Raw genomic sequence first — 23,488 nt, forward strand, 5'->3', positions numbered from 1 at the left:
CATCTTGTAAAATATTTTAATAATAACTCAGATTTAGTTGATAAAATTCATAAAAGAAATTATTTGCTTTTTATCTGATCTATAAGTATTCTTGAAGAAGAGTTGACAAAAGTATTTCTATTTAATTCTTATCGTTTCTTGTTAATATGTTCCTGTACATTTCTGATTTATTTTAATTTAATAACTCTAAATAATGTGCGTGACTGAATCTAGAAAAAATTCAAAGATTTAAATGAAATATAAGAAGTGACATTTTCTTAAATAAATTCAAATGAAATATTTATTAGGCATTATTTTTTTTCTTTCAGGCTCTGTGCTATTTGCTCAAACCTGGCATTCACAAAAAGATTATACTTCGGAATATGAGGATAATGGTTCTATTGGTACTATCGGAAAAGTAGGGATTGGATTCCATCATGAGGAAAATTTGATTTATCCTCCACCAAATGTATCAGAACATCCGCAAATACCTTATTATCCTCAAAAATCCTTACATATTCTGGGATATGAGGATATTGAATATAGTGAGTTTTTAGCGCCAATTCCGACGATTAGATTGGATCATAGATATACCTATGAATCCGGTGGAGGAGGTGGTGGAGGTTCTCAATCCAGAAGCGGAGGCCCCGATCCTACCAGTTATGTAGAAATATTAACGGCTCAGGATGTTTGGGACATGGAGAACAATCAGGGCTAACTAAAATTCAAAAAAGATGGCAACGAGAAGTTCCAGTTCAACAATTCAGATGCTCAATTTGGATTTCCTTTAACAGGCGGCGATTATAATTTAAATGTGTATGGAGAACTGCGTGTTGGATTAAGCACATCGAATTATCCGGGAGATTTTACGGTTACAGGTGTTTCAAATTTTGAAGGCCAGATTATGGCAAACAATGAATCATTTTTTACAGATAAGGTAATAATAGGAGATCCCCTATTAATACATTCCAACCAGGCAAATACCAATTCGAAACTAATGATTCAGGGTACGGGCATATTTCAAGAAGTAGTTGTTGACCATGTGAACGAATGGAATGATGAGGTTTTTAATAAGGATTACAAATTGCTTGAACTTGAAGAAGTTGAATCTTTCATTAATAAAAATGGTCACCTACCTGAAGTTCCGAAAGAAGCAGAAGTAAAAGAAAATGGTTATGACCTTGCCAAAATGGATGCCATTCTGCTTAAAAAAATTGAGGAGCTAACATTGCATTTAATTGCTCTTAAAAAAGAAAACGAAAAACTTCAAACTCAACTTAATAATGTTACTAAATAATATGAGAATTCTATTTGCATTTTTTCTTTCAATATTAATTACAGGCTTTTGCCTTGCGCAAAACTTAAATGTAACAGGTTATCAGTTAAATGGATTGTCAAACGCATCCAAAGCTTATTTATTAGCCAATGAGAATATTGTCGTTGAGAGTAGTGGTAATGTTTTTCTATATACCGATTCCTTGAACAACACTCAACTAAACTTACCAGGAAATTTGATAAATAAAGGAAGAGGGAGCAGTTTGATTTTAAGAAATACAGACACATTATTTGTTTGGGAAAACGGACTGATTCAAACCTACCTTGATCCAAATGCGACTTTCGCCATTTCTCCAGAGAAAATAACACAATTACCAGATCAAAAACTTTTAATGGTTAATAGATCAGCAGGAGTAACAATTGATTTAATTATAGCTGATACCAATAATTTTCAATTAGTTCCGACTTCAAACAACACAGGACTTACAATGAATAATTCATTCGGTATTTTAGAATTTGATCAGAATAAATACTTCTGCTCTTTTCTGCTACCTGACATTCATATATTATACGACCTGAATACAAATACAGTCACAGAATACAATGATTCTGTTTTTGTTGGTAACAACTTGTTTTTAGGATATAATAAGGGTCCAAATGGTTCTATTCGAATATTTTTTGATGATGGAATCACAACGTTCAGGAACGATTCCATTTTAAATATTTCATACTATCAGTCTGCCGGAATAACTATAAATTTCACCCTTGCCGGTAATCGCTTCGCCACGACACAAGATGGTCAGTATACAGCTCGTCTTGAACAAAATCAATTAATTATTTTCGACGGCAACAATTTTGTTCGTTACGATACCAGTCAGGGAGTTCCTGTAAATGGGAATTACAGGATGGCGGAATTCAATAGTAATAATGAGCTGATTGCGGTTGATTGGGTTGGTAGGGTTTTTAAATTCAGTATTCCTCAGGTCACTGGCATAAAGGCGGCACAAGACAATTACCAAGTTAGTATCTTCCCAAATCCTGCTAACAGATATATCCATGTAAATAGTCCATCGGTATTTTTCGAGAAAGCTGAATTGGTCGATTTGATTGGGAGAAAATCGACATTGGATATAAGGAATTTAAATTCTAAGCAAATGTCTTTTGAAATTCCTGAAATCCTTAACTCTGGAATGTATATTCTGAATTTAACCGGAACTAAAGGTGAGCGTATTTCAAGAAAAATGATTATTAAGGAATGAAAATAGATTCTGTTCCCATTTACCTTTCAAATATTTTAAAGCGACTATTTTTCATTCTATTAACTTTTTTGATTCAGGACTCAATATTGGGTCAACAGAACATTGGTGTAATTAATATTAAAAACGTAAAGGCTAATTTTGATTCGAGAGGACATCTTTTTTCATCACTGAACAACGGTAATATTCAAAGTGGATTTGAGTTTCCCAGGAATTCGTCAAATCACACCATTTTTACTTCCTCTTTTTGGATTAGTGGAGTAGATTCAACTACAAATATTCTTCATACCTCTGTAAATACATTCCCAAATACTTTTAAAAATTTATTTGAAGGCCCTATAAGAAATGTACAAAGTAATGATCAAAGCAGAAACGGAATTTTTGGAATACTGAAATCTGATGTAATTGAATTCCAGCAAAAATTTGGAACACCTGGTTATTTTATTCCATCCTCTATTCTGAATTGGCCGGGTAATGGTAATACTTCCAATGGTATGTCTCCAAGATTGGCTCCTTTCGAAGATGTCAATAATAATGGTGTATATGAACCGGTGGTTTGGGCTGACTATCCTTTAAGTATAGGTGAGCAGAATCTCTATTTTTTGAATAATGATCTTATTGGAAACAGACAAGGTCTGGGGCCAACGGTTAGTCCTTTGAATGTTGAAATTGAGACATATGCCTATGAACTGGAGAGCGAATACGATGTTTTTGAGGACTGTATTTTTCTAAATCTGGTAATCAGAAATAAAAGTAATGCTACATATGAAGATATGTTTTTCGGGCTTTGGTTTGATTTCGATATTGGCGGAGGTTCAGATGATTATATAGGCTGCGACAGCTCTAGAAACTTATTTTTCGCATATAATGCTGATAATTTAGATACAGATTACGGCACCACTATTCCTGCTCAAGGGGTAATGATTTTAAATAGGGATCTTTCATCATTTATTGGATACAATAATAATTCAAACCCTAAAAACGGTGAGCCAAATACCCTAATCGAATTCAATAATTATTTGAGAGGATTATGGAAGGATGGAAGCTCAATAAGAACAACAGGTGATGGAACAGGTACTAGTGGTAATTCAACCAAATTCCTTTTTAATCAATCCGTCAATCAGGAAAGTGGAATAGGAGGAGACCGAAGAGCTTTGGGAAATATTGGACCGTTTAAGTTAAGAGCAAACAATTCCCTTTGCCTGGACCTGGTTGTTTTTCCCGCTATTGATACTTTGCTTGGTACACCTCAAGCCAGCGTTTCAAAGCTCTTCCAGAAAGCTGATACAATTTCGCAATTATTTAATCAGTTGGGGTATACCTGCGATTTACCGATTATTAATTCTATTTCAGAAATTTCAAAGCCCGGTAAACCTGATATTTTAATCTTTCCAAACCCCACAAAAGGGAATAGTGAAGTTGTAAGTATTAAGGCAAAACAGGAAATCCTGAAGGTTGAGATATACGATCTGAACGGAAAACATATAAAAACTCAATATACAAACAATCAAAGTGGTGATTTTAAACTGGATATTTCTTATTTACGAAGAGGGATATATCTGATTAAAACATACCAAAATTCATCTTGTAATTATCTCAAATTAAAGGTAGAATGAACAACTGCAACAAACTATTAGCACTTTTTACTGTCTTACTTACTTCAAATTTTGGCATAGCACAGATTTCTGGTTCAATGGCGCCTAACATGGCAGTACCTACCCCTGCAGAACCATCTAAGATATCTGCTGGTCAATATGTCGGAAATGTCAATACATATTCAGGGACATATCAAAATAATGTAAACCTTGGAGTTGTAAGTACTCCTGGAGGGCTATCATATTCCGTCGACTGTATCCCTTCAGAGTAAAGTGGACTAATTAGTTCTAAAGTTAAGAGATAGATTTTATTAAATTGTTTAACTATTATCTATCTAAAAATGAAAGCTAAGAAAAGCAGTACTACATCTCTGATCAGAGATGTGAGAAGAAAAACCAGAAGAAAATTTTCAGCCGAAGAAAAGATTCGAATTGTCCTTGAAGGTATGCGAGGAGAAGAGAGTATCTCTGAGATCTGTAGAAAGGAAAGTATCCATCCTAATCAGTATTATAAGTGGAGTAAAGACTTCATGGAAGCGGCGAAGAAAAGAATGCAGGGAGACACCCAAAGAGAAGCTAATACGGATGAAGTAAAGGAACTTCGAGCAGAGAATGATGAACTCAAAAAGCTGGTAGCAGAGCTGAGTTTGAAGAATAAGGTTCTGAAAAAAAGTTTGAGAGGACTGGAATAAAAATCAGCAGATATATGCGATATAGCCAGTCAGAGAAAATGGAGATCATCCGCATTGTGGAAGGCTCAGAAATAGGTGTAGTTCGAACCCTTTTGAATTAGGTATTCCTAAAAGCACTTTTTATAAATGGTATGGCAGATACCTTGAAGAAGGCTATGATGGACTTGCCAGCAGGGCAAAGCAACAGAAACGATTCTGGAACAAGCTACCGCCCTGGGAGAGGCAAAGAGTTGTGGAAGTAGCTTTGGAGCAGCCCGAACTCTCTCCAAGGGAGCTTGCTTATCACATCACAGACAAAGAGCGGTGGTATGTCTCAGAATCTACAGTTTACAGGATTCTTAAGAGTCATGGATTGATTACATCTCCTGCATACATGGTAATGAAAGCATCGGATTCATTCAGAGATAAGACCAAAAGAGTACATCAAATGTGGCAGACAGACTTTACCTATCTGAAAGTCATCGGTTGGGGAATGTATTACTTGTCCAGCATTCTTGATGATTACTCTCGTTATATTATCCACTGGGAACTATGTAGCAATATGACCGATAAGGATGTGGAAAGAAACATTATTGCAGCGATTCAGAAAGCAGGATTAGGGAAAAGTTATCGACCAAAACTTCTATCAGATAACGGTCCATGCTATAAGTCCGGTGAACTTAAAAGTTTTCTGGAAACACAGCAAATTACCCATGTGAACGGCAAGCCCTATCATCCACAGACACAAGGTAAGATTGAACGCTATCATCGCTCGATGAAAAATATCATCAAACTCGATGTGTATTACAGTCCAGATGAGTTAAAGGTAAGAATAGCTGAATGGGTGAACTGGTACAATAATCACAGGTATCATGAAGCACTCAACAACTTAACTCCATATCAGGTGTACTTTGGATTAGGTGAAAAGATTCTCAAACAGAGAAGACTCACCAAACAAAGAACTATGAAGAACAGAAAGAAAATGAATCAGAAAATTGTAACTTGAAATCAGGAAAACTGTCTCTTAACATTTTGTCCCAAATCTTTGAAGACATACAATGGACTGAAAAGATTAGGGTTTTATCAACCGGATATTGTAAATGAGTTAAATATATATGATAATGACATAATTAATTCAGAAGGAGAAGAACCGACCTCCGATCCACAACCTTTTATTGGAGAATATTTGTACGAGTTACGTGATCATCAAGAAAATGTACGATTGGTTTTTATGCCTACTTTAAATGGCCCTGAAATAATTAATGCAAAGGATTATTATTCTTTCGGTTTGTCTTTTAATGATTTCTCAAACCTGGAATATAATCATGGATATCAAGGATTATATACCCGATTCGAATTAATGAGCCATTTGGTCGAATTTGAGGCAAGGCCTTTTGATCCTGTTATTGGGAGGTGGTTGATGACAGATCCGCGAAATCAATTTGAATCACCTTATAATGGAATGGGTAATCAACCGTTCATGCTAGTCGATCCTAGTGGGGAAGAAGCAGTCACTTTGACGGCAACTATGGTAGCAATAAAGATTACAAAAGTGATACTTGGAGCTGCCGCAGTTGCCACTGCAGCATATACAACAGGCGTGGCTTTCAGCCCAGGTGGTTTTAATAATTGGGATTGGAACCAATTGGGTAAACAAGTTGCAATTTCAGCAGCGATGGCATTAGCGACGTATGGTATAGGTTCTGCATATGCTGGAATTTATAAAGAAGCAGCTAAACAAGCAGGTCATGCAATAGGAATTAATACGGTATTGGAAGTAAATAGAGCTTTAGCTCATGCTACTTCTTCTGCATTTATAAATTTGGCATTTACAGGAGATCTAAGTATGAGTACTTATGCCTCATCCGCTATTGGTAGTTTTTCTGGTCATATGACAAGTAATGCTGAAGTAGGTTTAACCTATGCTGCTTCAACTTTGTCAGGAGGTATAAGTAGTGAATTAAGCGGAGGAAAGTTTTGGGATGGCGTGAGAAATGCGGCGATAATTACTACTTTTAATTATATGATGCATCGTAATGGTGATCCGGAAAAAGATGAAGGGTTTGGGGATAAAGTTGCAAGAACTGAAGCAAATTCTATACAAGGTGTTAGGAACGGTATTTATTGGTTGAAGCATTTGTTTTCAGGTAATTTTAAATTTGGAGGAATTGAACTTGAAGATGATGATGCAATTAATAATATTAATACTCAGACTCCTGATCATATAGTAGTTGATAGATGGAGAGCTTTGGGTAAAGAGGGAATTCTCCCGTCAATGTCATTATGGCATAAGTGGATGCTTGAAGATGGGTGGGAAGATACAGGTAAATTTTTTTTAAAGGAAAATTACAATGGGTTGTTTGATACTACAAGAATTTATTCACATCCATGGAAGAATCATGATGTGGGTTTCAGCAGTAATCCGAATAAAAAATAGATACAATGGTGAAAAATTTATTTATTCTTCTTTTATTATTTTTACTAAGTTGTGAAGGTAAAAATAAAAACAATTATGTGGGGTCAATTTCCCACTTAAGAATTCTTAATTATCTTGGTGAAAAAAAATTGGATATATGTAATTGTGATAAAAAAAATAAAGAGATTGAATGCATTTTTTTAAAAAAATTGCAAAATGAGTTGTTTGATCCTTTAAAAAAACTAATTTATTTAGATTTAACGTTTGACTCGGAAAACCCAAAAAAAAGACCTGGTGAAATATTGAGAACAGAAATTGGAAACAAGAATATTTCAGAAATAATGAGTTTCAAAGATTTCAAGAACGTAGTAGACCGAACACTAATTGAAAGCGAAAAAAATTTGAATGAAAACTCAATTAAAAATTTTGATGTTTATAGTTATTTAATTTCCATTTACACAGATGAAAGTAAATTGGGATCAGAAGAATACTTTAAAACATTGACTATTGACCAATACTTGATTGAAAATGTAATCATATTAATTGAGAGTTATAATATGATTGATGACTGCGAAAAAGTTGTCTCTTCATCAGAATAATCCGAATAAAATTCTTATATTGAATTTACTAACTATATAATGTAATGAATATAAGAATGTAAATTGATTATTTTTTTGACTACATGACTTCAATATTGATTCTTTTTTTTATAAGATATCACAATACTTATGATGCGCATCATATTTTTAATACTGCAGTTATTGTTTTGCTTTCTGGCAATTGGTCAAAAAATATCCTTTGTTTCATTAACTGATCTTCAACTCCCCAATGCGGGAAATGCCAATGGAACACTTTACTCGAGAAATGATACTATCAAGAAATTTTTTGACTATTCAGGCCGACCTGATATTCTGATCGTCAACTCTTTTTCTTCTGATTTTAGTGTAAATCAATTTCGTGATCAAGTTTTAAATGTGAATGGAATAGATCACTATAAAGCTGAGTATAATAATTATAACTTAACGACTCACCCCTGGCTTTCTGCACTTTTTTATGATTCAACTAAAATAAACTTTGAAGGAAGATTGGACATTGTCCCACCTGAGTATTTCTATTCTTTTGTTCGTTACGATTTAAGCGCCACTGATTCTTCAGGAAAAACCTATCCACTAAAAATCTTTACCAATCATCTTTCGTCATGCTATTTAGATAATCCCGGATGTGCTGATGTAAGGCTTGAATTAGCTAAAGAAATGGATTTAGTTTTAGGCCTTGATTCATTATCTAATTTTATAATAGCTGGTCCCCAACTAGTCCTCGTATCAGGGAGAGAAGCAAGGGTAGGTTGTACGAGGACCTATTACTCAATCCAATTTCCTAATTTCTACGAGACTCTCTAGACCATTATAATCCCTTGCACTCGAATACAGATACTGTTCTGAAGATTGTACTATTTGAGCATTTACTGGATTTTGATGAATGTAATTGACTTTGCCCCAAATGTCAATATCTCCAAGCCAGATTGCGTGATTGTCATCTTTCCATAGTTTGAAATGTTTCGCTCTTCCGGATCTTAGGGCTTCTTTGTTAAATATTTCAAGCATCCATTCTCTTCTACTTTCGGGAAGATCAATTATGAGTTTAGAAATTGTAATTGAAGTATGCCTTTTAAAATCTCTAATAAAATTTGAAAGTATGAATGGTTTGGAGCAATCAGCTATTAAATGCAAATGGTTACTCATAAGTACCCAGGCATACACATTGAGTCCTTTGTTCTTTATGCAAAAATTCAAAGCATCTATAATTACATCTTTGTATTCCGGCCTGGTAAAAAGATCTACCCATTTCACAACGGTAAATGTCAAAAAATAAGGATCGTTTTGATTTTGGATATGGTATTTGTCTCCTGAAATTGTTTAAGGTTCATTGCTTATCTAAATTTATGCTAAGTTTTGAAGAAAAAGGATAGTCCTCGTACAGCCAAAGCGCATGTCCAGACATTGATACGAGGACTAGGGAGGGAGTCGATGCGTCCATTGGCGTTACTGCAGGAGGAATAAAAAATGTTGACGGAGGCAGTTTTAATTTTTCAGATATGAGAGGGTATGGCGGCTCAGATGAATTCTCAATTAGTATGTTTGATGGAATTATGGGTGGAGACAATGTGAAAAATACATGGCTCAGTAAATATGGCGCAACGTATGAAATAAATAAAATTGGAATTTCTGCTGGTTCTCCAGCTGGCTGGTCTAGACAGTTTAATTGGACTTGGATAAACGATTAAAATAAAATGTCAATGAACAAACCATGGAAGATAAACATTGTCTTTTTTCTAATGGCAATCCCAATGATTGTTTTTCTGTATTTCGGCATGGATAAATTGTCAGACCGAAGTATACAAAATAGAAGATGCGAACTCAAGTCTGAAGCAATTCAAACAAAATTTCGAGGTACACTTTTATCGAAATTTGAAGACACTAATCAACACGGAATTGAGAAAATAAAAATAAAGGTTGGTGAAATGGATACTATTACTTCTACTATATTATTTGCTGATCGATCAGGGTTATATAAGGCTATTAAAATTGGAGATTCTGTAATTAAAAATTCAGGAGATTTAATGATGATTATTTGGAAGAGTGAGATAGAAATAGATACATTTTACCTAGATTATCATTGTAAAAATGAAGAATGAGATATGTTAATAAATATAATCCTCATTGTTTTTGTCATAGTGGTAAATATTCTAGCGTATCAAGTTAAATATATTTTAAAGACAAATAATCATCCATCAAATTATTTTTATGGACATTTTAGAGATTTATATTATTTTAAAAAGTTACTAAATTCAGAATTTGATAAGAAGTTGAGACAACACTATTTTTATTTATTCTACACATTGATTTGTTCTTATATAATTTTGTTTGCCTTATTTTTGTTTAAGATATACCATTGGTAAACTTTCTCTCTATTTACAGGATCAATGGAATTTGGGTAAATATCATTTCTATTGATCAAAATAGTCTTAGGAATACAATAAATAATTATTATTGATTAATGTCAAAACTCTATTTATCCATTTTAATTTTTAATGTTGTCAATAATACAATTCTTGGTCAGAAGTTGTCATTTCAACTTCTAACTGATCTGCAACTACCAAATTCAGGAAATGCCAATGGAAACTTTTATTCAAGGGAACAAAAAATATCCGAGTTTCTTGATTATTCAGGCAGGCCTGATATACTTTTGGTCAATTCTTTTTCATCCGAAACAAGCGTAAATTATTTTCTCGATAATGTCCTAAATGTCAATGGAATTGGTCATTATAAGTATGAGTATTATGATTACAATTTAGGCACACACCCCTGGTTATCGGCGTTGTTTTATGACTCTACCAAAATACATTTTGATGGAAGGCTTGATATAATACCACCGGAATATTTTTATTCCTTTGTTCGTTATGATCTAAGTACTACCGATTCTATAGGTAAAGTACATCCACTAAAAATCTTCACCAATCATTTATCTGCTTGCTACTTCGATGCTCCGGGTTGTGAAGATGTTCGCCTTCAATTAGCCAAAGAAATGGATTTGGTTTTGGGATTAGATAGTTTATCCAATTTTATTATTGCCGGGCATTTAAGTTATACAGGGAGTAATGATCCGGGCTATCAATATGTTACACAGAGCATGAACTATCCTTTTTATGACCCAATATATAAATCTGGAAAATGGTATTATGACAGTACTTATCCCGAAATCTGGACCGGGAGTACCCGCAATACACAGTTTGATAATGCATCTAATTCGAATGGCATGACCATGAGAACTTCCTATATTTTTCTATCAGAGCCTTTAATGAGCGGTAGGTTTGGAGCAAAATACGATAGCTCATCCTATAGAATTTTTGGAAATGATGGGAACAGAACTTTTGGTAGCAAAATCATAGATGCTCCCGCTAATACCGATGTCCCGGCTAATATAGCGGATGTCTTGTACCATATTGGTAATCAACTACCAATTCAAATTAAAATTGATTTGAATGCTTCTTTTACTCCCTTGCCTTCATCCATTTCAAAAAATATGAAACCAAATGATTTGAATGTTTCTTTAAGCACTCAGGAATTGAAATTATTCACTAATCAATTTCATGAGGGTATAGAAATCGCCGTTTATAATTTAAATGGAGAAGAAATTGAATCTTTTCAACTTAAGCAAATAAAGAGGGTACATAATCTTTCTTTGTCAAAAACTATTCCAATTGGTTTTTATGTAGTAAAAATTAAAACACCTCAAAGATTGCGCTCAATTAAAGCAATAGCGAACCCTTAATTTCTTTGTTTTATAATTTTTATCTGTTTCACTCCAGAATTACTGGTGAGTGTTACAATGTAAGTTCCATTTTTCATTGATTCTTTGAAGTCTAATTCAATAGAATTTTTCCTATTTATTACTGTATAATCTTTTGGGTTAATAGGCCTTCCTTGTAAGTTAAAAATTTCAATCTCGCTGAATACATAATAGTTCAAATCTTTAGCTTGTATTGTAATTCTGTCAGAGAAAGGAATGGGAAATACTTTAAGATCTGATTTGACTATAGAGTTTTTAATTGGTATTAAAGATGGCTCATTAATTTTATATACTTCACCAAACTTATGAAACATATAAAATACACCCTTTGAATTTAAGCCATAAGAAGTCAAATCTAAAAAATCAATTGGATCTGTATATGGTGTGTTATAACCATTAGTATCATTGTACAAAGTAATATTCCCTCCATCTAAAATTGCCACATTGATCCAGTTTGCCATAACAAGCCTTCCTGTTGTAGGTGATAACGCTGATACTACAAAGTCATCAATCATACCATTATTACCAAAATCAGTAAATCCAATTACACTATCATTTTTGACATAATTGATGTCCGTGCGAGATATCACAATAAGTGAATCGTTTGTTATCGGAAGAAACTCATATGGGGTAGAGCCAATCGTATAGTCAGTAGAATTCCTGATAAGTATAGTGTCATTAGGAACATCCAAAATCAAAACATTCTCGTCAAGATCTGATCCTAAAGTAATAAAGTATTTGCCATTACCTATTGCTGTTATTCCTTGTTCCCGAATGTCTTGTGGTCCTCTGTGTATCCCTTCAGAGTAAAGTGGACTAATTAGTTCTAAAGTTAAGAGATAGATTTTATTAAATTGTTTAACTATTATCTATCTAAAAATGAAAGCTAAGAAAAGCAGTACTACATCTCTGATCAGAGATGTGAGAAGAAAAACCAGAAGAAAATTTTCAGCCGAAGAAAAGATTCGAATTGTCCTTGAAGGTATGCGAGGAGAAGAGAGTATCTCTGAGATCTGTAGAAAGGAAAGTATCCATCCTAATCAGTATTATAAGTGGAGTAAAGACTTCATGGAAGCGGCGAAGAAAAGAATGCAGGAGACACCCAAAGAGAAGCTAATACGGATGAAGTAAAGGAACTTCGAGCAGAGAATGATGAACTCAAAAAGCTGGTAGCAGAGCTGAGTTTGAAGAATAAGGTTCTGAAAAAGTTTGAGAGGACTGGAATAAAAATCAGCAGATATATGCGATATAGCCAGTCAGAGAAAATGGAGATCATCCGCATTGTGGAAGGCTCAGAAATAGGTGTAGTTCGAACCCTTTTGAATTAGGTATTCCTAAAAGCACTTTTTATAAATGGTATGGCAGATACCTTGAAGAAGGCTATGATGGACTTGCCAGCAGGGCAAAGCAACAGAAACGATTCTGGAACAAGCTACCGCCCTGGGAGAGGCAAAGAGTTGTGGAAGTAGCTTTGGAGCAGCCCGAACTCTCTCCAAGGGAGCTTGCTTATCACATCACAGACAAAGAGCGGTGGTATGTCTCAGAATCTACAGTTTACAGGATTCTTAAGAGTCATGGATTGATTACATCTCCTGCATACATGGTAATGAAAGCATCGGATTCATTCAGAGATAAGACCAAAAGAGTACATCAAATGTGGCAGACAGACTTTACCTATCTGAAAGTCATCGGTTGGGGAATGTATTACTTGTCCAGCATTCTTGATGATTACTCTCGTTATATTATCCACTGGGAACTATGTAGCAATATGACCGATAAGGATGTGGAAAGAAACATTATTGCAGCGATTCAGAAAGCAGGATTAGGGAAAAGTTATCGACCAAAACTTCTATCAGATAACGGTCCATGCTATAAGTCCGGTGAACTTAAAAGTTTTCTGGAAACACAGCAAATTACCCATGTGAACGGCAAGCCCTATCATCCACAGACACAAGGTAAGATTGAACGCTATCATCGCTCGATGAAAAATATCATCAAACTCGATGTGTATTACAGTCCAGATGAGTTAAAGGTAAGAATAGCTGAATGGGTGAACTGGTACAATAATCACAGGTATCATGAAGCACTCAACAACTTAACTCCATATCAGGTGTACTTTGGATTAGGTGAAAAGATTCTCAAACAGAGAAGACTCACCAAACAAAGAACTATGAAGAACAGAAAGAAAATGAATCAGAAAATTGTAACTTGAAATCAGGAAAACTGTCTCTTAACATTTTGTCCCAAATCTTTGAAGACATACAAAAATTCAATCCTGTGTAGACAATGGATTCCTCTAAATACTTGTTTTCAGCGAGGAGTTTTTCATGGATTTGGATAAGATTTATCTGCTCTTTATTTCTATTTTGAAGTTTGGATTTACTGACATTAATTAAGGAATAAATTGCGATGTGCAATCCGAACAAAACCATACAGACAAGGATGAATGACTTTATAACGCGTTTTGAATTGTGATGAAAAACCAAATCATCGAGCGTTTTTCTTATGTCTACATCGTATAAGAAATATTGCTTTCTGTTTCCTTCAAAAAGATAAAAGCCACAAATAAATGGCAGCATCATTTTCTCCTTAAATTTCTCGGATAACAGCAGTATTTCATTCGAACCATAGCTATCTTTCACAAACTCATATTTCCATGTTTTTTGATCGAAAATATAATTATGGCTGCCGCAAATAAATGATGTTTTTGGAATGTTTGTTCTGTTTAAAAAATCTAATACTATACTTCCGTTCAGGTTAATAGCAATTATTTTGAATGATGCGATGTCCTGTTGATTCAGGATTTCTTCAAGTTTTTTCTTTCTTATCAAATTGACCAATTTGAAATTTTCTGATTCGATTTCCTGTATATAGAAGTCATCGGAATTAAATGCTGAGATAAATGATTTGGCTTCATTTTCTGTTTTGAATATTTTGGATATTATTTCTTCTGTAGAAACATTGAGAACTGTGGGTAAACCAAAGTTTGCTTTTGCCGCCCTTGATATCTCCTTAATTTTGACATCTCCATCGTTATTTGTCAATAAAAATGAATTGAATTTCATTTCAGAATTTTCAAAATAGACCTCCAGGCTATTCAGATAATTTGGGAATTGGTATTTTAAAAATTCGATATTCATTAATACAGTATTGTAGGTCGAATAAAAACAAGAAGTCTTGTATTACTTTTTGTATTTGATCTTGCGCTAAAAATCCAATTCAAAACAGGTATTCTGGCCAAAATTGGAATTCCGGAGGCATTTTTTATTTTACTTTCCTCTTCTAGTCCACCTAAAACAATCATTTCATTGTTTCTTACACGAATTAAGGAATTGAATTTTCGCGAGGCTTTTCCAGGAGGACCATTGGGTACAAAAGCTGGGGTAAAATCTGAAAATTCAGCTGCAATATCCAATGTCACGTGTTCATTGGCAGAAACAATAGGATTGATAACAATATTGAGATCAGCACTAATTTCACGGTATTGTGGTGTCACAGTAGTCACGATGTTATTGGCACCTTGAATATTTTGTGTTTGTTCAAGGTAGAATTCCGTCCTTCCTATTGTTAAGGTAGCTTCATGACCATTTAATGTAGCCAGCTTCGGTGTTGACCGAATATTTATATTATTGTTTTGCTCCAAGGCCTTGAGATTGGTATAGAAATTGGGGTTTACCTTTCCAAGATTTATGATGTTTTTGCGTTCCAATTGATCCAATGCTCCATTAATTGAAGCCGAACTGAGAGTGAAATCTAATCCGGGTAAAAGGGTACCTCCATTGGGGATAGAATCAGAAATACCGGCAGTAATTCCCGTTTGCAAGTCCCTTCCTTTATTGACGTCTATTACAATAACTTCGATTTGAACTACCGGAACAAGTCTATCGATTTCACGGATAAAGGATTTGAGTTCGGTAATTTGAGGTCTTGATCCCGAAAGGAGTAAGCCATTGAGCTCATTAAATTCACGAATTTCAAGACCATTGGAAATGGCCTCCGGTATTATTTTGATTACATCGCTTGTAGATCGATACTTTAATTGAAGTAATTCAGATGCTCTAAGCCCTTCTTCATTTCTTCCTCCAATTACGTAGAGGTCATTATTTACACGGTATGTAAAATCAGTTGCATTTAAAATTAATTCTAAAAATGCATCGTGTTCCAAATCAACAATATGCAATGAAATCGGATCCTTTGGCTCCTGAATAAAAATATAGTTGTATCCGGATAGCTCAGATATAGAATTGAGTACCTGAATTAGAGGTTGATTAGAAATATTGGCGGATACAAAAACTAAATTGTCGCGTTTTTCTACATGGATGTTCGTTCTGAAGTGATCTTGCCTGTATGTTGAAGTTCTACCATTGGTTTCCTTGTTGGCGTACCTTCTTTGAGGTTTAGCAGCAAATGATTGTTCAGCTGATTCAAGTAAATAAGCTTCTGCATCATTGATAGTGAGCAATAAATCATTTGAGAAAGCCAAGGCTTTAATGGCCTCTTTAAAATTCATTGACTCGACAAAACAGGATATTATTTGATCTTTAATTTCAGGAGCGGCAATTACATTTTTATTGCTCTGTCTGGCTATTTCTTTTAATACATTATAAAGAGTATCTCTTCGCACATCCAATTTGATAAGATCATTGTAAGCGGAATATTTGACAGTGAATTTTTGTGCCGGTTTTTGCTTTTCTTCCTTGAAGGGTTTAAAGGATAGAATACTGCCTATTATTTCTATTTCAAGACTGAATTCTCTGCATAGAAAAAGGATAATATTCAGGACTTTTTCATTTTTAAAATTATTGCTGATGCTTCCATTTATTGAGGGATCGATATTGACATTCAATTCGACAAGTTCTGCCAATCCTCTTAAAAATTCCTGAATTGAGCTTTGAGATACAGAAAACTCTACCTTTTCATTAAGTCCCGGCAACTGATTTTCAGCGAGTTCAAGCAATTGCTTTTCAATGGCGGCAATTCTTAAGTCCTTATTTTTGTTTTCCTGTGCAGGAAGGGTTTGAATTAAATAAAAATAAAAGCAAACAAAAATGATAAATCGATATCGAAAATGGATATTCAAATCTATTTTTCGATGATTAGTGGATAAATTTCCTCAAGACTTGTTTTGCCGGATTTTACAAGCTTGAGCGCATTTTCTGCAAGTGAAGTGGTGTTTGTCTCTTTAAGTATTTCACTTTCATTGTCATTTTCATTTTTAATATGATTCCTTAGAGATCCATTAATACTGAGTATTTCAAAGAGGGCCTGTCTACCTTTGTATCCAGTTTGATAACAATGGTTGCAGCCTATCGGAGAATAGGTTTTCGTACTCTCCAAATACTTTAGCCAATTAGCAGGTAATTCGTTTTTGTCAATGGAATTTTCCGATTTACATTTATTACAAAGCACACGGACTAATCTTTGTGCTATTGAAAGACGCAAGGTGCCTGCAATTAAAAATACAGGAATACCCATATCTCTAAGTCTTGAAACTGTTGACCAGGCAGAATTCGTATGAATAGTTGACAATACAAGATGACCGGTAAGTGAAGCTCTCACAGCCATATTCGCAGTTTCCTTATCGCGTATTTCGCCGACCATAATTATATCGGGATCCTGTCTTAAAAATGATTTTAAAGCTTTTGCAAAACCCAAACCAATACTTTCCTTTAATTGAACCTGATTGATGCCATTGAGTGTATATTCAACAGGATCTTCAATTGTCAGAATATTGCTTTCATCGGAATTAAGTTCATTGAGACAGGCATAAAGTGTACTGGTTTTTCCTGACCCTGTAGGGCCCGATATTAGTATTATTCCATTCTGTTTTTTTAGACTCTTCTTTAAAATCAACAATTGATCATCGTCCAATCCGATTGAGTCAATTTTGAATTTATCACCTTCTTTATTTAATAATCTCAGGACAATTTTTTCACCTAGAATTGTGGGTGTAATACTGACACGGATATCAATGGATGAATTTTTCAAAACAATTTGAAATCTGCCGTCTTGGGGAAGTCTTTTTTCAGAGATATTGAGATTTGACTTTATCTTGAGTTTATTAACCAGGGCCGGATAGCTTCTTTTTTCAAAGCGATACCTTTCAATCAATTTTCCATCAATTCTGAACCTTATCCTCGCATGGTTTTCTGCAATTTCAATATGAATATCACTGGACTTGAGTCTTTTTGCTTCGAGAATTAAAGCTTGAATATCACTTTGCTGCAAAAATGAATTGTTATTATCTAAAATATTTGATTTTCTATAATGCTTTTCAAGAGCCAGTTCCATAAGCTTTTGGTCGATTTGGTGAAAGGCAATTTTAGAATTCAACAAAATTTCGAGTTCTCTACCGGTTTTATTTGATTCCGGATTGTCAGTAAGGCATAAAATGGAGTTGCTATTTTTTTCAAATGGAATTGATCTGTACATCCATGCCATTTCATTTGAAATAAGTCTAAGAATTTCGGGGTCAATTCGCGCAATATCGTCCCGACTTATCAAAATATTAGATTATTAAAGCTTTGAATTATTTTGAAACCATTTATCCATAGGAAAATGGTAGGTATAAAAAGCAGGGCCTGAAACCCAGCCAAAGGAATTGGATATGTTTTATTTTGAATACAAAAGGGTAAAAAGATAATCAGACAAATCAAAAATGACCCACTTAAAAAAACGATATAGTGATTGAGATTAAAGAATGGACTAATGCATACCAGAAATAGAATATCCCCGGCTCCCAATTGTTGTTTGACCTTTCTATAATCAGAGTATTTTAAGATAAAATAAATAGCAACCAGAGCGAGTGAAACAATGAGGAAAAGCAAGTTAAGGCCAATTCTCCAGACAAGCTGATAAATGCTATGACTATTGTCTATGAAAATTCCCGAGATAAAAACAGCAGGAAATAAAAAGACATTGACTTTTCGTTCCTTGAAGTCTTGAAAAGCAATAATAAGTGAGGTAATAACCGATGCTAAAACTGCTACCATGTCAGTCTTTCTTAATTTCCACCAAATTTTTATTATGATCTATTTCCCAGATATTGTATTCACCATCACCGTCAAAATCAACGACAGCAGTAGCTCTGGCCAAAAATGAATTGACCCCTGAATTGACTATTTCAATTTTATAGTTTGCGGTTCCTTTGTTATCGGTTACTAGCCCGGCTTGCTCGAAAGAGATTTTATTCAAGTCTGAACTGAATTTTGAATATTCCATGTAGTGCAGTTTCTGAAGATTATACAAATGCTCAAGCTGAAGTTTTGCCTCAGTACTCTTTGCTTTTGATATTAAAGGCATTAGTCTTGGGAGGGAAAGAAGTACCAATATTCCAACGATAACCAGGACTATTAATAACTCTTGTAATGTAAAAGCCCTTATTAGATGTGTGTTTTTTTTAATTGATTTTATCACCGGACCGTATTTGTAATTTGATTATTAAATACACTGTAATCACTAAACTAATTGAGAAATAAACTGTTGAATCACAGAATGTGTGAAGAGCCCTAAATAATTAGTGATGGACTTTTATTTAGGTAGGAAAAATTTTGGTTTGATTAAAAAAAGTCAGAAAACTGTGACAAAAACTAATTTTAGTCCAATTTTGTAAATCAATTAGATGCTTGTAACAAAAAAGATATTGGTAGGGCTGGATGGCTCGGCGATGGATCAAACCCTGATCTCATTTATCAATTACATTCTTTTATCCTCTCCCGTTGAGCATATTTACTTTTTAAATGTGATCAACAAAGTTCAACATTTGGCTGATGATGGCATTCAGGCTAAAAAAATTGATGAGGCTGCCATTAAGATCAGGAAGGAAAAATTAGGCCAGAAAATTGAAGAAGGCATAAAGAATCGCAGCCATGCTCAAATGCATATTGAGGTGATCAAAGGCAATCCTGTGAAAGAATTTCTTCAGTTTATGGAAGAAGAAGACATTGATATTGTCATCACGGGAAGAAAAAAAGATTTGGCCGGGGGAGGTGTTCTTAACAAAAAACTCGCCAGAAGAGCCGCATGCAATTTGATTGTCATTCCGGAAAGTTATACGCCGGGATTAAAAAAGCTTTTGGTACCTGTAGATGTGGCTCATTTTAATATTGATGCCTTAGCTGATTACAGCAAACAAGCCATTGAGTATGCAATTTATGTATCGAGAAGTAATAACAATCAAGTCGAAATAGTTTGTCAAAATGTATATTCCGTGCCTACGGGATTTCACAGCACGGGTAAAACCTATGAACAGTTTGGTGAGATAATGCGGGAAAATTCAGTCAAAGCCTTCGAATCCTGGTTAAAGACCATTGATCATGAAGGCGTTCCAATTAAGCCCGTTTACAGCTTAAAGAAAGACTTGAGCTATGGTGAAATAATCAGAAAAACGGCAGAAGAACAGGATATTGACGGAATAATTATTGGGGCTAAAGGAAGGTCTTCATCATCTTCAATATTTATGTCTTCATCGGCTGAAGATCTTATCCGTAATATTGATTATCTACCCCTTACCATCGTAAGGCCAAAAGGCGTTACTGTTGGATTCTTCTCTTCTCTTAGAGAGCTTTAATTCTATTCTATATTATTGATTTTCTAATGATCAGAGTTATTCAGAACAAAGGCTAACCCCCATCAGAGTCATTCGGAGAAGACTCTGATTGAGAATTGACTAGCATCGATTCCTCAAATTCAAACCATACCAAAAGAATCGTCATTCCAAGACGAGTGAACCCGAAAGTCTCGAAGAGTACTTAGGGAAGGGAGTTCTTGGAATCTCCTGTATTAATCGCAATCTGAATAATTGAAAAAAGACCCTGATTGCGAATTGACTTCGTCGATTCCTGAAGGGGAGGCCTTACACTGACAAAAAGATCCACTTCGTGTCTCATTTATTATCCATCGATGAATAATTAACCTTAAAACACAAATTTTATTTGCCAACCTTTTTGCTATCCCCGCACAAGATGCGGGGTCTAAAAAGGAGAATTGACTAACGTCGATTCCTAAGGGGGAGGCCATACACTGACAAAAAGATCCACTTCGTGTCTCATTTATTATCCATCGATGAATAATTAACCTTAAAACACAAATTTTATTTGCCAACCTTTTTGCTATCCCCGCACAAGATGCGGGGTCTAAAAAGGAAAATTGACTGACGTCGATTCCTAAGGGGGAGGCCATACACTGACAAAAAGATCCACTTCGTGTCTCATTTATTATCCATCGATGAATAATTAACCTTAAAACACAAATTTTATTTGCCAACCTTTTTGCTATCCCCGCACAAGATGCGGGGTCTAAAAAGGAGAATTGACTAACGTCGATTCCTAAGGGGGAGGCCATACACTGACAAAAGACCCGTTATACGGATCTACTATTATTTTTTCGCAACACAGCTGAAATAAATTTCGCTACGTCACTCAAAAATAATAAAGCCCCTTGCGGGGCTTTTTCGTCAGTGTAGCGAGGAGGGGAATTGAACCCCTGACCTCAGGGTTATGAATCCTGCGCTCTAACCACCTGAGCTACCTCGCCATTTGAAATATGCAATAAAAAAACCCTTCAGCAGGGTTAGGTGATTGCGAGTGCAAAACTATACATTCCTTCCTTTCATATACAAATGTTTGCAAAAAGTTTTTTTTATTGGCCAATTGTTGTACTTTTTCGCGCATTCCTAACAAAGTAGAAATGGCAAAACGCAAGTTTGAATTTGAATTTGAAATAAATGCTTCCGGTAAGCTTCTATACCCTTATATAGCAACACCCGGTGGATTGGAGGAGTGGTTTGCAGACAATGTCATAATAGATGCAGATAAGAACTACAATTTGGTTTGGGATGAAGAGGATCATTTCGCCAAAATTGCTTCTCAGAAAATGCACAAACATGTGAAATTTGAATTTCTGGATGAAAGCAAAAAACCTATAGAAGATCCAAATTATATTGAATTCACACTGGCCAAAAACGAGATGACCGAAACCTATTATCTTCAGATTAGTGATTACTGCGAAGAAGATAATGAAGAAGATGAGCTTTATGAACTATGGGAATCCATGGTAAATGAACTCAAGAGCATTGTCGGTGGTTAAAACCTCTGATGAGAAAGATAGATAAACTTGTCTTCAAGGCTTTTGCCGGGCCTTTTGCAATTACTTTTTGCGTCGTAGTCTTTATTTTCCTTACCCAGTTTCTCATGAATTACTTCGATGAGCTGATTGGCAAGGACCTGGGCTTTTTGGTGTATGCAAGATTGATTTTTTATTTCTCTCTGACCATGACACCGGTGGCTCTTCCACTGGCAATTCTTCTCGCCTGTCTGATAACATTTGGAAATTTGGGTGAACACTTTGAACTCACTGCCATAAAAAGCGCAGGCATATCTCTGACCAGGGTTTTATACCCAATGCTCTTCTTTTCAATAGCTATGGTTTTCGTTTCCTTTTGGTTCAATAATAATTTAATCCCCAAAGTCAATTTAAAAGCATACAGCCTGCTTTACGATATCCGACAGAAAAAACCCGCACTTGATTTCAAAGACGGTATTTTTTATAATGGAATCCCCAACTACAGCATAAAAGTTCAACACAAAGATCCGGAAACTCAGGAATTGAGCGGTGTTCTGATATACGATCATTCTGAAGGCAAAGGCAATACTAAAGTCATTCTCGCTGACCGGGGGTATATGGAAACTTTAAACGATGGAAGCTACCTCAAGTTGACTCTTTTTGATGGGAATATGTACAACCAAAACAAACCCAAAATAAGAAGAAAAAACAACGAACAGTATTCCAAAATGGCTTTTGCAAAAAATGAAATCATGTTCCCGCTTCAATCCTTTGACTTTCAAAGGACCGATGAAAACTTATTCAAACCGCACAGGGTGATGAACAATGTTGAAGAGTTAAACACCAAGGTAGATTCGTTCAGAGCGGCCAAATCAAAACTTCAGGGGACTTTTATTAATAATATAAAATCGTTCTATTCTTATAATCTTAAGCACGAAAAGTTTTTAAAACGAAATATCAATACTGAACCCTATGATAAAAATGGGGATTTCTACTTTTTTGATGAATCAGATGAAAACAACATATTAAGAACTGCCACCACACAAGCCAGAAATATAAAGAGTTTCACCAATGCTTATTCAGAGCAAATGATCAACAGAGATAAGGAGATTGCTTCGCATGTGGTTGAGAAATATAAAAAATTCACTTTTGCCGTTGCTTGTCTGGTGATGTTTCTCATTGGCGCTCCGCTGGGAGCCATAATTAAAAAAGGAGGATTGGGTGTGCCCGTGTTGGTTGCGATAATGTTTTTTGTGTTTTATCATGTTATGAGTATCACCGGTGAAAAGCTGGCCAAAGAGAGTTTGGTAAGTATTCCACAGGCCATGTGGACCTCTAATATTGTCCTTTTTATTATTGGATTATTCTTTTTGTATAAGGCGCGAAGAGACTCTGCCTTATTCGACGGAGATTATTACCGTGTAATATTTGACAAGGTCTCAAATTTGTTCAAAGGAATTAAGTCTTAAACTTTTGATTAATAGTAGAATTGGTTAATTTTGCGAGCTATTTCACAGAATAAGATAAAAAAAGAAGAATAAAGATTAGAAGATGTCGATTACAAAAGAAGAAAAAGCAAAAGTATTTGCAGAATTTGGTTCTAGCAAAACAGACACAGGTTCAGCTGAAGGCCAAATAGCTCTATTTACAACAAGAATAAAGAACCTGACTGATCACCTTAAGACCAATAAAAAAGACTATTCCTCAAGAAGAGGTTTACTACAACTCGTTGGTAAGCGTAAGAAAATGCTTAAATACTTACAGCACACGGATATAGAAAGATACCGTGCCATAATTTCCAAATTGGATCTTAGAAAGTAATTTTAATAAGATAAGGGGACGAGATGTTCCCTTATTCTTTTTCACACCATTTACATTTAACCT

At 34.9% G+C, this 23,488-nt stretch carries 22 protein-coding genes, 1 tRNA gene and 2 pseudogenes; 17 read left to right on the forward strand and 8 right to left on the reverse strand.

All coding sequences use genetic code 11. The features are described from left to right. Positions 1 to 271: 271 nt before the first annotated feature. The 9 genes and pseudogenes from HZR84_14305 (at position 272) to HZR84_14345 (ending at position 8,592) form a co-directional block, all read left to right on the forward strand. Positions 272 to 697, forward strand: a complete 426-nt coding sequence (locus HZR84_14305) for a hypothetical protein (GenBank protein ID QNL23065.1) — start codon at positions 272 to 274, stop codon at positions 695 to 697. 96 nt (positions 698 to 793) lie between these two features. Continuing rightward, on the forward strand, positions 794 to 1,276 hold the full coding sequence (locus tag HZR84_14310; protein ID QNL23066.1) for a hypothetical protein: 483 nt from the start codon (positions 794 to 796) through the stop codon (positions 1,274 to 1,276). 1 nt (position 1,277) lies between these two features. Then, positions 1,278 to 2,513, forward strand: coding sequence for a T9SS type A sorting domain-containing protein (locus HZR84_14315; protein QNL23067.1), 1,236 nt, complete (start codon positions 1,278 to 1,280; stop codon positions 2,511 to 2,513). After that, complete coding sequence (locus HZR84_14320; GenBank protein QNL23068.1) at positions 2,510 to 4,126, forward strand: T9SS type A sorting domain-containing protein; 1,617 nt, start codon at positions 2,510 to 2,512, stop codon at positions 4,124 to 4,126. The genes HZR84_14315 and HZR84_14320 overlap by 4 nt, the downstream gene beginning before the upstream one ends. After that, entirely contained in the window at positions 4,123 to 4,377 is a 255-nt protein-coding gene (locus HZR84_14325; protein QNL23069.1) for a hypothetical protein, read from the forward strand. The genes HZR84_14320 and HZR84_14325 overlap by 4 nt, the downstream gene beginning before the upstream one ends. A gap of 69 nt (positions 4,378 to 4,446) precedes the next feature. After that, positions 4,447 to 5,782 (forward strand): annotated as a pseudogene (locus HZR84_14330) (IS3 family transposase). Positions 5,783 to 5,821: 39 nt separating this feature from the next. Continuing rightward, a complete protein-coding gene (locus tag HZR84_14335; GenBank protein QNL23070.1) occupies positions 5,822 to 7,213 on the forward strand; it encodes a hypothetical protein in 1,392 nt (463 codons plus the stop codon). A gap of 5 nt (positions 7,214 to 7,218) precedes the next feature. After that, positions 7,219 to 7,791, forward strand: coding sequence for a hypothetical protein (locus HZR84_14340; protein ID QNL23071.1), 573 nt, complete (start codon positions 7,219 to 7,221; stop codon positions 7,789 to 7,791). A gap of 129 nt (positions 7,792 to 7,920) precedes the next feature. Beyond that, positions 7,921 to 8,592 (forward strand): hypothetical protein, encoded by a 672-nt coding sequence (locus HZR84_14345; GenBank protein ID QNL23072.1) that lies wholly within the window; start codon positions 7,921 to 7,923, stop codon positions 8,590 to 8,592. On the opposite strand, the gene HZR84_14350 is transcribed toward HZR84_14345, so the two are convergent. Then, positions 8,557 to 9,057, reverse strand: coding sequence for a transposase (locus HZR84_14350; protein QNL23073.1), 501 nt, complete (start codon positions 9,055 to 9,057; stop codon positions 8,557 to 8,559). The genes HZR84_14345 and HZR84_14350 overlap by 36 nt on opposite strands. A 230-nt stretch (positions 9,058 to 9,287) precedes the next feature. On the opposite strand from HZR84_14350, the gene HZR84_14355 reads away from it, so the two are divergent. From HZR84_14355 to HZR84_14365, 3 genes are all read left to right on the forward strand, one after another. Further along, positions 9,288 to 9,476 carry a hypothetical protein gene (locus HZR84_14355; protein QNL23074.1) on the forward strand — a complete coding sequence of 63 codons (189 nt, stop codon included), beginning with the start codon at positions 9,288 to 9,290 and terminating at the stop codon, positions 9,474 to 9,476. A gap of 12 nt (positions 9,477 to 9,488) precedes the next feature. Next, on the forward strand, positions 9,489 to 9,887 hold the full coding sequence (locus HZR84_14360; GenBank protein QNL23075.1) for a hypothetical protein: 399 nt from the start codon (positions 9,489 to 9,491) through the stop codon (positions 9,885 to 9,887). A gap of 362 nt (positions 9,888 to 10,249) precedes the next feature. Further along, a complete protein-coding gene (locus HZR84_14365; GenBank protein ID QNL23076.1) occupies positions 10,250 to 11,524 on the forward strand; it encodes a T9SS type A sorting domain-containing protein in 1,275 nt (424 codons plus the stop codon). Here HZR84_14365 and HZR84_14370 read toward each other — a convergent pair. Next, entirely contained in the window at positions 11,521 to 12,234 is a 714-nt protein-coding gene (locus HZR84_14370; GenBank protein ID QNL23077.1) for a T9SS type A sorting domain-containing protein, read from the reverse strand. The two genes, HZR84_14365 and HZR84_14370, sit on opposite strands and share 4 nt — an antisense overlap. Positions 12,235 to 12,421: 187 nt before the next feature. Here HZR84_14370 and HZR84_14375 point away from each other — a divergent pair. Continuing rightward, positions 12,422 to 13,754 (forward strand): annotated as a pseudogene (locus tag HZR84_14375) (IS3 family transposase). Here HZR84_14375 and HZR84_14380 read toward each other — a convergent pair. Genes HZR84_14380 through HZR84_14400 form a run of 5 tightly spaced genes read right to left on the reverse strand, consistent with a single transcriptional unit; the run spans position 13,711 to position 18,946 of the window. Beyond that, the gene (locus tag HZR84_14380) at positions 13,711 to 14,682 is read right to left on the reverse strand and encodes a hypothetical protein (GenBank protein QNL23078.1); all 972 of its coding nucleotides are present in this window, start codon (positions 14,680 to 14,682) and stop codon (positions 13,711 to 13,713) included. The pseudogene HZR84_14375 and the gene HZR84_14380 overlap by 44 nt on opposite strands. Next, on the reverse strand, positions 14,682 to 16,622 hold the full coding sequence (locus HZR84_14385; GenBank protein ID QNL23079.1) for a type II and III secretion system protein: 1,941 nt from the start codon (positions 16,620 to 16,622) through the stop codon (positions 14,682 to 14,684). The genes HZR84_14380 and HZR84_14385 overlap by 1 nt, the downstream gene beginning before the upstream one ends. 2 nt (positions 16,623 to 16,624) lie before the next feature. Next, positions 16,625 to 17,983 carry a type II/IV secretion system protein gene (locus tag HZR84_14390; protein ID QNL23276.1) on the reverse strand — a complete coding sequence of 453 codons (1,359 nt, stop codon included), beginning with the start codon at positions 17,981 to 17,983 and terminating at the stop codon, positions 16,625 to 16,627. 59 nt (positions 17,984 to 18,042) lie between these two features. Then, positions 18,043 to 18,534, reverse strand: a complete 492-nt coding sequence (locus HZR84_14395) for a prepilin peptidase (protein QNL23080.1) — start codon at positions 18,532 to 18,534, stop codon at positions 18,043 to 18,045. Between the two features lies 1 nt (position 18,535). Next, entirely contained in the window at positions 18,536 to 18,946 is a 411-nt protein-coding gene (locus tag HZR84_14400; GenBank protein ID QNL23277.1) for a type II secretion system protein, read from the reverse strand. Between the two features lie 217 nt (positions 18,947 to 19,163). Here HZR84_14400 and HZR84_14405 point away from each other — a divergent pair, with 217 nt between their 5' ends. Beyond that, on the forward strand, positions 19,164 to 20,111 hold the full coding sequence (locus tag HZR84_14405) for a universal stress protein (protein ID QNL23081.1): 948 nt from the start codon (positions 19,164 to 19,166) through the stop codon (positions 20,109 to 20,111). Between the two features lie 891 nt (positions 20,112 to 21,002). Here the strand turns inward: HZR84_14405 and HZR84_14410 are convergent. Continuing rightward, positions 21,003 to 21,076 (reverse strand) — tRNA-Met (locus HZR84_14410). Between the two features lie 153 nt (positions 21,077 to 21,229). Between HZR84_14410 and HZR84_14415 the strand changes: the two genes are divergently transcribed. The 3 genes from HZR84_14415 to rpsO all read left to right on the forward strand — a co-directional run bounded on the left by HZR84_14415 (position 21,230) and on the right by rpsO (position 23,425). Next, entirely contained in the window at positions 21,230 to 21,628 is a 399-nt protein-coding gene (locus tag HZR84_14415; GenBank protein ID QNL23082.1) for an ATPase, read from the forward strand. Between the two features lie 8 nt (positions 21,629 to 21,636). Next, a complete protein-coding gene (locus tag HZR84_14420; protein ID QNL23083.1) occupies positions 21,637 to 23,073 on the forward strand; it encodes an LptF/LptG family permease in 1,437 nt (478 codons plus the stop codon). Between the two features lie 82 nt (positions 23,074 to 23,155). Continuing rightward, positions 23,156 to 23,425: a 30S ribosomal protein S15 gene (rpsO, locus tag HZR84_14425; GenBank protein ID QNL23084.1), complete on the forward strand. Its 270-nt coding sequence runs from the start codon at positions 23,156 to 23,158 to the stop codon at positions 23,423 to 23,425. The last annotated feature ends 63 nt before the right edge of the window (positions 23,426 to 23,488 follow it).

This window comes from Hyphobacterium sp. CCMP332 (genome assembly GCA_014323545.1).
Taxonomy (GTDB): Bacteria; Bacteroidota; Bacteroidia; order Cytophagales; family CCMP332; genus CCMP332.

Coding starts and splice junctions, on each gene's coding strand:
- HZR84_14345 (QNL23072.1), top strand. CDS start 7,921: ATGATGCGCATCATATTTTTAATACTGCAGTTATTGTTTTGCTTTCTG.
- HZR84_14355 (QNL23074.1), top strand. CDS start 9,288: ATGAGAGGGTATGGCGGCTCAGATGAATTCTCAATTAGTATGTTTGAT.
- HZR84_14315 (QNL23067.1), top strand. CDS start 1,278: ATGAGAATTCTATTTGCATTTTTTCTTTCAATATTAATTACAGGCTTT.
- HZR84_14415 (QNL23082.1), top strand. CDS start 21,230: ATGGCAAAACGCAAGTTTGAATTTGAATTTGAAATAAATGCTTCCGGT.
- HZR84_14325 (QNL23069.1), top strand. CDS start 4,123: ATGAACAACTGCAACAAACTATTAGCACTTTTTACTGTCTTACTTACT.
- HZR84_14390 (QNL23276.1), bottom strand. CDS start 17,983: ATGGCATGGATGTACAGATCAATTCCATTTGAAAAAAATAGCAACTCC.
- HZR84_14340 (QNL23071.1), top strand. CDS start 7,219: ATGGTGAAAAATTTATTTATTCTTCTTTTATTATTTTTACTAAGTTGT.
- HZR84_14305 (QNL23065.1), top strand. CDS start 272: ATGAAATATTTATTAGGCATTATTTTTTTTCTTTCAGGCTCTGTGCTA.
- HZR84_14395 (QNL23080.1), bottom strand. CDS start 18,534: ATGGTAGCAGTTTTAGCATCGGTTATTACCTCACTTATTATTGCTTTT.
- HZR84_14420 (QNL23083.1), top strand. CDS start 21,637: ATGAGAAAGATAGATAAACTTGTCTTCAAGGCTTTTGCCGGGCCTTTT.
- HZR84_14360 (QNL23075.1), top strand. CDS start 9,489: ATGAACAAACCATGGAAGATAAACATTGTCTTTTTTCTAATGGCAATC.
- HZR84_14320 (QNL23068.1), top strand. CDS start 2,510: ATGAAAATAGATTCTGTTCCCATTTACCTTTCAAATATTTTAAAGCGA.
- rpsO (QNL23084.1), top strand. CDS start 23,156: ATGTCGATTACAAAAGAAGAAAAAGCAAAAGTATTTGCAGAATTTGGT.
- HZR84_14365 (QNL23076.1), top strand. CDS start 10,250: ATGTCAAAACTCTATTTATCCATTTTAATTTTTAATGTTGTCAATAAT.
- HZR84_14380 (QNL23078.1), bottom strand. CDS start 14,682: ATGAATATCGAATTTTTAAAATACCAATTCCCAAATTATCTGAATAGC.
- HZR84_14405 (QNL23081.1), top strand. CDS start 19,164: ATGCTTGTAACAAAAAAGATATTGGTAGGGCTGGATGGCTCGGCGATG.